This window comes from Pseudomonas migulae NBRC 103157, from assembly GCF_002091715.1.
Taxonomy (GTDB): Bacteria; Pseudomonadota; Gammaproteobacteria; order Pseudomonadales; family Pseudomonadaceae; genus Aquipseudomonas; species Aquipseudomonas migulae_A.
In genome coordinates this window covers 44,217-50,828 of the sequence record NZ_BDAG01000046.1, presented here as the reverse complement: position 1 = coordinate 50,828, position 6,612 = coordinate 44,217, and the positions used below count along the sequence as shown (strand labels likewise).

The 6,612-nt window shown below is 59.5% G+C and carries 6 protein-coding genes and 1 pseudogene; all 7 read left to right on the top strand.

Features of this window, described 5'->3' with window-relative positions:
- Window positions 1-151: 151 nt before the first annotated feature.
- Window positions 152-259, top strand: a pseudogene (locus tag PMI01S_RS32555) (hypothetical protein); the annotation flags it as partial.
- Window positions 260-520: 261 nt separating this feature from the next.
- The gene (gene lepA, locus PMI01S_RS26455) at window positions 521-2,320 is read left to right on the top strand and encodes a translation elongation factor 4 (protein ID WP_084323046.1); all 1,800 of its coding nucleotides are present in this window, start codon (window positions 521-523) and stop codon (window positions 2,318-2,320) included.
- A gap of 5 nt (window positions 2,321-2,325) precedes the next feature.
- On the top strand, window positions 2,326-3,180 hold the full coding sequence (gene lepB / locus PMI01S_RS26450; protein WP_084323045.1) for a signal peptidase I: 855 nt from the start codon (window positions 2,326-2,328) through the stop codon (window positions 3,178-3,180).
- Window positions 3,181-3,364: 184 nt separating this feature from the next.
- Window positions 3,365-4,054: a ribonuclease III gene (gene rnc, locus PMI01S_RS26445; RefSeq protein ID WP_017340629.1), complete on the top strand. Its 690-nt coding sequence runs from the start codon at window positions 3,365-3,367 to the stop codon at window positions 4,052-4,054.
- Window positions 4,047-4,949, top strand: a complete 903-nt coding sequence (gene era / locus PMI01S_RS26440; protein ID WP_008026691.1) for a GTPase Era — start codon at window positions 4,047-4,049, stop codon at window positions 4,947-4,949. The genes rnc and era overlap by 8 nt, the downstream gene beginning before the upstream one ends.
- 171 nt (window positions 4,950-5,120) lie before the next feature.
- On the top strand, window positions 5,121-5,807 hold the full coding sequence (recO, locus tag PMI01S_RS26435; protein WP_084323044.1) for a DNA repair protein RecO: 687 nt from the start codon (window positions 5,121-5,123) through the stop codon (window positions 5,805-5,807).
- A 49-nt stretch (window positions 5,808-5,856) separates the two neighbouring features.
- The gene (gene pdxJ / locus PMI01S_RS26430; protein WP_084323043.1) at window positions 5,857-6,600 is read left to right on the top strand and encodes a pyridoxine 5'-phosphate synthase; all 744 of its coding nucleotides are present in this window, start codon (window positions 5,857-5,859) and stop codon (window positions 6,598-6,600) included.
- Window positions 6,601-6,612: the final 12 nt, after the last annotated feature.

The following is a 6,612-nucleotide window of genomic DNA, read 5'->3' as shown; positions in this document are numbered from 1 at the left end:
GGCGGGTGTCTTCCTGCTGCGCCGAGCCGGTTGATTGCACTCTATAAAACACACGAACTTGTAGGAGCCGGCTTGCTGGCGATGGGTGCTCGGCGGTCATCCAGACCCACCGCGGCGCCTCTATCGCCAGCAAGCCGGCTCCTACAGAGACCGCATCGTCCAGGATCTGCTGGGGCCTTGGAGTCTGGTGTTCGGTTTCTCGCCGCTGTTTACGGTGCTGGTGCCGGCGGGTGTCTTCCTGCTGCGCCGAGCCGGTTGATTGCGCTCTATAAACCACACGAATTTGTAGGAGCCGGCTTGCTGGCGATGGGGGCGCCGCGGTGGGGCTGGATGACCGCGGAGCGCCCGTCGCCAGCAAGCCGGCTCCTACAAAAGTCGTCTAAAACGCCCCTGTCGCAAGACCGGGGCGTTTTTGTAGGTGCCGTCTGACCTGCGAACGTGACGCTTGCGCCGTGGATCAGGTACAATTCCCGGCTATTTTTCGGCGGGCTATGCCTGCAGCCTTTTTGAGTGTTGATCCGTGAGTGATTTGAGTCATATCCGCAATTTCTCCATCATCGCCCACATTGACCATGGCAAGTCGACGCTGGCCGATCGCTTCATCCAGATGTGCGGCGGCCTTGCCGAGCGCGAAATGGAAGCCCAGGTGCTGGACTCCATGGACCTGGAACGTGAACGCGGGATCACCATCAAGGCCCACAGCGTCACTCTGTATTACACCGCTCGCGATGGCATCAAGTACCAGCTCAACTTCATTGACACCCCGGGCCACGTTGACTTCACCTATGAAGTCAGCCGGTCGCTGGCGGCCTGTGAAGGTGCGTTGCTGGTGGTCGATGCCGGTCAGGGCGTTGAAGCGCAATCGGTAGCCAACTGCTACACGGCCATCGAGCAGGGCCTGGAAGTGATGCCGGTCCTGAACAAGATCGACCTGCCACAGGCCGACCCGGAGCGCGTCAAGGAAGAAATCGAAAAAATCATCGGCATCGATGCCACCGACGCAGTCGAGTGCTCGGCCAAGACCGGCCTGGGCGTCGATGAAGTGCTCGAACGTCTGGTTCACACCATTCCTGCGCCGACCGGCAACATCGAAGATCCGCTGCAAGCGTTGATCATCGACTCCTGGTTCGACAACTACCTGGGCGTTGTTTCCCTGGTACGCGTGCGCCACGGCCGTGTGAAGAAGGGCGACAAGATCCTGGTCAAATCCACCGGCAAGATCCACCTGGTGGACAGCGTCGGTGTATTCAACCCGAAACACACCCCTACCGCTGACCTGAAGGCCGGTGAAGTGGGCTTCATCATTGCCAGCATCAAGGACATTCACGGTGCGCCAGTGGGCGACACCCTGACCTTGAGCTCGACGCCAGACGTCGACGTGCTGCCCGGCTTCAAACGCATTCAGCCGCAGGTCTACGCCGGTCTGTTCCCGGTCAGCTCCGACGACTTCGAAGATTTCCGCGAAGCCCTGCAAAAGCTCACGCTCAACGACTCGTCTCTGCAGTACACCCCGGAAAGCTCCGACGCCCTGGGCTTCGGCTTCCGTTGCGGGTTCCTCGGCATGCTGCACATGGAAATCATCCAGGAGCGCCTGGAGCGCGAGTACGACCTGGACCTGATCACCACGGCGCCGACGGTAATTTTCGAGCTGTTGCTGAAAACCGGTGAAACGATTTACGTCGATAACCCGTCGAAGCTTCCCGACCTGTCCTCGATCGAAGACATGCGCGAACCGATCGTGCGGGCCAATATCCTTGTGCCGCAAGAGCACCTGGGCAACGTCATTACCCTGTGCATCGAGAAGCGTGGCGTACAGCACGACATGCTGTTCCTCGGCACACAGGTGCAGGTGACCTACGATTTGCCGATGAACGAAGTGGTCCTGGACTTCTTCGACCGTCTCAAATCCACCAGCCGCGGCTATGCTTCGCTGGACTACCATTTCGATCGTTATCAATCGGCTAGTCTGGTGAAACTGGATGTGCTGATCAACGGTGACAAGGTCGACGCCCTGGCGCTGATCGTGCACCGTGACAACGCGAACTACAAAGGTCGCCAGTTGACCGAGAAGATGAAAGAACTGATTCCGCGGCAGATGTTCGACGTGGCAATCCAGGCCGCCATTGGCGGTCAGATTGTGGCGCGGACAACCGTCAAGGCACTCAGAAAGAACGTATTGGCCAAATGCTACGGCGGTGACGTCAGCCGTAAGAAAAAACTGCTGGAGAAGCAAAAGGCCGGTAAGAAACGCATGAAGCAAGTCGGCAACGTGGAAATTCCACAAGAAGCCTTCCTTGCAGTGCTCAGGTTGGATAGTTAGGTCCTATGTCACTAAATTTCCCGCTGTTGCTGGTCATCGCCGTGTTCGTCTGCGGCCTGTTGGCGTTGCTCGATCTGATTTTCCTGGCGCCGCGTCGGCGTGCCGCCATTGCCTCCTATCAGGGCAGCGTCAGCCAGCCTGATGGGATGGTGGTCGAAAAACTGAACAAAGAGCCGTTGCTGGTCGAGTACGGCAAGTCGTTCTTCCCGGTGTTGTTCATCGTGCTGGTGCTGCGTTCGTTCCTGGTGGAGCCGTTCCAGATTCCTTCCGGCTCGATGAAACCGACCCTGGACGTCGGCGACTTCATTCTGGTGAACAAGTTTTCTTACGGGATCCGCCTGCCGGTGATCGACAAGAAAGTCATCGAAGTCGGTGATCCGCAGCGCGGCGATGTGATGGTGTTCCGCTACCCAAGCGATCCGAACGTCAACTACATCAAGCGTGTGGTCGGCCTTCCGGGCGACCAGATCCGCTACACCGCCGACAAGCGTCTGTTCGTCAACGGCGAGTCGATTGCCGAGCAACTGGTCGGCTCCGAGCCGGGCACCCTGGGCAGCGCAGAGCTCTACAAGGAAAAACTCGGCGTCGCCGAGCACTTGATCCGCAAGGAAATGAGCCGCTATCGCGCATCGCCGGACCATACGTGGACCGTGCCTGCCGGGCACTACTTCATGATGGGCGACAACCGCGACAACTCGAACGACAGTCGCTACTGGGATGATCCGAGCATTCCCAAGGATCTGCTGGGCATGGTTCCCGACAAGAATATCGTCGGCAAGGCCTTCGCAGTCTGGATGAGCTGGCCGGAACCCAAACTCAGTCACCTGCCGAATTTTTCGCGGGTTGGCCTGATCAAGTAATCACACACGGCGCTGTTGAACACAGCGCCGAATGCATTTCTGGAACCGCCACAATCGGCGCCAGACGCATGAAAACAATGATATTCAGGACGTAATTTTTGAACACAGCGTTAATTGTCCCAAGCCTGCGCCACACCACGGCGATGGCGGTGGAATCCAGCCACGAACTCAGCGTGGGTAAACCGTGAGCGTCTCCTTAAGCCGTCTAGAGCGTCAGCTCGGCTACACCTTCAAGGATCAGGAACTGATGGTCCTGGCCCTGACTCACCGCAGCTTTGCCGGGCGCAACAACGAACGCCTGGAATTCCTTGGTGATGCCATCCTCAACTTCGTTGCCGGCGAGGCACTGTTCGATCGCTTCCCGCTGGCCCGCGAAGGCCAGTTATCGCGTTTGCGCGCACGTCTGGTGAAAGGTGAGACGCTGGCGGTACTGGCCCGCGGTTTCGATCTGGGTGAGTACTTGCGTCTGGGTTCCGGCGAGTTGAAAAGCGGTGGTTTCCGTCGCGAGTCGATTCTGGCCGATGCCCTGGAAGCGTTGATCGGTGCGATCTACCTGGACGCGGGCATGGACGTGGCGCGCGAGCGCGTGCTGGCCTGGCTGGCCGGAGAGTTCGAAGGCCTGACGCTGGTCGACACCAACAAAGATCCAAAAACCCGCTTGCAGGAATTCCTGCAGTCGCGTGGTTGTGAGCTGCCGCGTTACGAAGTGGTGGATATCCAGGGTGAGCCGCATTGCCGGACGTTCTTCGTCGAATGTGAAATCACCTTACTGAATGAAAAAAGCCGAGGTCAGGGTGTGAGTCGTCGTATTGCCGAACAGGTAGCGGCCGCCGCAGCACTGATTGCCCTGGGTGTGGAGAATGGCAATGACTGATTCAACCGCAACACGCTGTGGCTATGTTGCCATCGTCGGCCGTCCCAACGTGGGCAAGTCCACGCTGCTGAACCACATCCTCGGCCAGAAGCTGGCGATCACCTCGCGCAAGCCGCAAACCACCCGCCACAACATGCTGGGCATCAAGACCGAGGGCGCCGTTCAGGCGATCTACGTCGACACCCCGGGCATGCACAAGGGCGGCGAAAAGGCCTTGAACCGCTACATGAACAAGACCGCTTCGGCGGCGTTGAAAGACGTCGACGTGGTGATCTTCGTGGTGGATCGCACCAAGTGGACCGACGAAGACCAGATGGTCCTCGAGCGCGTCCAGTACGTGACCGGCCCGCTGATCGTGGCGCTGAACAAGACCGATCGCATCGAAGACAAAGCCGAGCTGATGCCGCACCTGACCTGGTTGCAGGAGCAGCTGCCGAACGCGCAGATCATGCCGATCTCGGCCCAGCACGGGCATAACCTCGACACGCTGGAGCGAGTGATCGCCGAGCACCTGCCGGAAAACGATCACTTCTTCCCGGAAGACCAGATCACCGACCGCAGCAGCCGCTTCCTCGCCGCCGAACTGGTGCGTGAGAAAATCATGCGTCAGCTGGGCGCCGAGCTGCCGTACCAGATCACCGTGGAAATCGAAGAGTTCAAGCAGCAGGGCAAAACCCTGCACATCCATGCCTTGATCCTCGTCGAGCGCGATGGCCAGAAGAAAATCATCATTGGTGACAAGGGCGAGCGCATCAAACGCATCGGCACCGAGGCGCGCAAGGACATGGAGCTGCTGTTCGACTCCAAGATCATGCTCAACCTCTGGGTGAAAGTGAAAGGCGGCTGGTCCGATGACGAGCGCGCCTTGCGTTCACTGGGTTACGGCGACTTGTAAACCCGATCGCCGCCGCACCGTATAACCCTGTGGGAGCGGGCTTGCCCGCGATGAGGATGTAACATTCAACAGAGACGTTGAATGTAAGTCCGCCATCGCGGGCAAGCCCGCTCCCACATTGGTTTTTGTTGTTTGTAAAACTGCGCTCTTTCATTGAGAACCCTGACTTTCATGTCTCAAGCACCCATCGGCCAACCCGCCTACGTCCTCCACTCCCGCGCCTACCGCGAAAGCAGCGCGCTGGTGGATTTCCTCACGCCGCAAGGTCGGCTGCGGGCGGTGTTGCGCAGTGCACGGGGCAAGGCAGGGACGCTCGCGCGGCCGTTCGTACCGTTGGAAGTCGAGTTCCGCGGCCGCGGTGAATTGAAGAATGTCGGGCGCATGGAAAGTGCCGGTACGTCGACATGGCTCATCGGTGAGGCGCTGTTCAGCGGTCTTTATCTTAATGAACTGCTGATCCGCCTGCTGCCCTCCGAAGACCCGCACCCCGCTGTCTTCGATCACTACGCCGCGACGTTGCTTGCGCTGGCCGAAGGCCGTCCGCTGGAGCCGTTGCTGCGATCCTTCGAATGGCGCTTGCTCGACGATCTCGGTTATGGCTTCGCCCTGACCACCGACATCCATGACGAACCCATCGCACCGGACGGCCTCTATCGCTTGCAGGTCGATGCGGGTCTGGAGCGGGTTTACCTGCTGCAACCCGGTCTGTTCAACGGCACCGAGTTGCTGGCCATGGCCGACGCCGACTGGTCAGCCCCCGGCGCGTTGTCCGCCGCCAAACGTTTGATGCGCCAGGCATTGGCCGTTCACCTGGGCGGTCGTCCCTTGGTCAGTCGCGAGTTGTTTCGCAAGCCCTGATCACCCCGTATGCTGTGCACCGAACTTTCTCTTCTTCTGGAGCGCTTCCGTGACCACCAGCAATCGCATTCTTCTTGGCGTGAACATCGACCACGTTGCCACCCTGCGTCAGGCCCGGGGTACTCGTTATCCCGATCCGGTCAAGGCAGCACTGGACGCGGAAGAGGCGGGCGCCGATGGCATCACTGTGCACCTGCGCGAAGACCGTCGGCACATCCAGGAACGTGATGTGCTGGTGCTCAAGGATGTGCTGCAAACCCGCATGAACTTCGAAATGGGCGTCACCGAAGAAATGATGGCGTTCGCCGAACGCATCCGTCCGGCACACATTTGCCTGGTACCGGAAACCCGCCAGGAACTGACCACCGAAGGCGGCCTGGACGTGGCAGGGCAGGAAGCGCGGATCAAGGCTGCGGTGGATCGCCTGGCGAAGATCGGTTGCGAAGTGTCGCTGTTCATCGATGCAGACGAGCGGCAGATCGAAGCGTCCCGTCGCGTGGGTGCTCCGGCGATTGAGTTGCACACCGGTCGTTATGCCGATGCCGAGACGCCGACGGACGTGGCTGAAGAGCTGAAGCGCGTGGCGGATGGCGTGGCGTTTGGCCTGGCCCAGGGGCTGATCGTCAATGCCGGCCACGGTTTGCATTATCACAACGTTGAAGCGGTCGCGGCGATCAAGGGCATCAACGAGCTGAACATCGGCCATGCACTGGTGGCACATGCGTTGTTTGTCGGGTTCAAGTCGGCGGTGTCCGAGATGAAGGCATTGATTCTGGCCGCCGCAAAAGCCTAAGCCGAACACAAA

Coding starts and splice junctions, on each gene's coding strand:
- era (WP_008026691.1), top strand. CDS start 4,047: ATGACTGATTCAACCGCAACACGCTGTGGCTATGTTGCCATCGTCGGC.
- recO (WP_084323044.1), top strand. CDS start 5,121: ATGTCTCAAGCACCCATCGGCCAACCCGCCTACGTCCTCCACTCCCGC.
- lepB (WP_084323045.1), top strand. CDS start 2,326: ATGTCACTAAATTTCCCGCTGTTGCTGGTCATCGCCGTGTTCGTCTGC.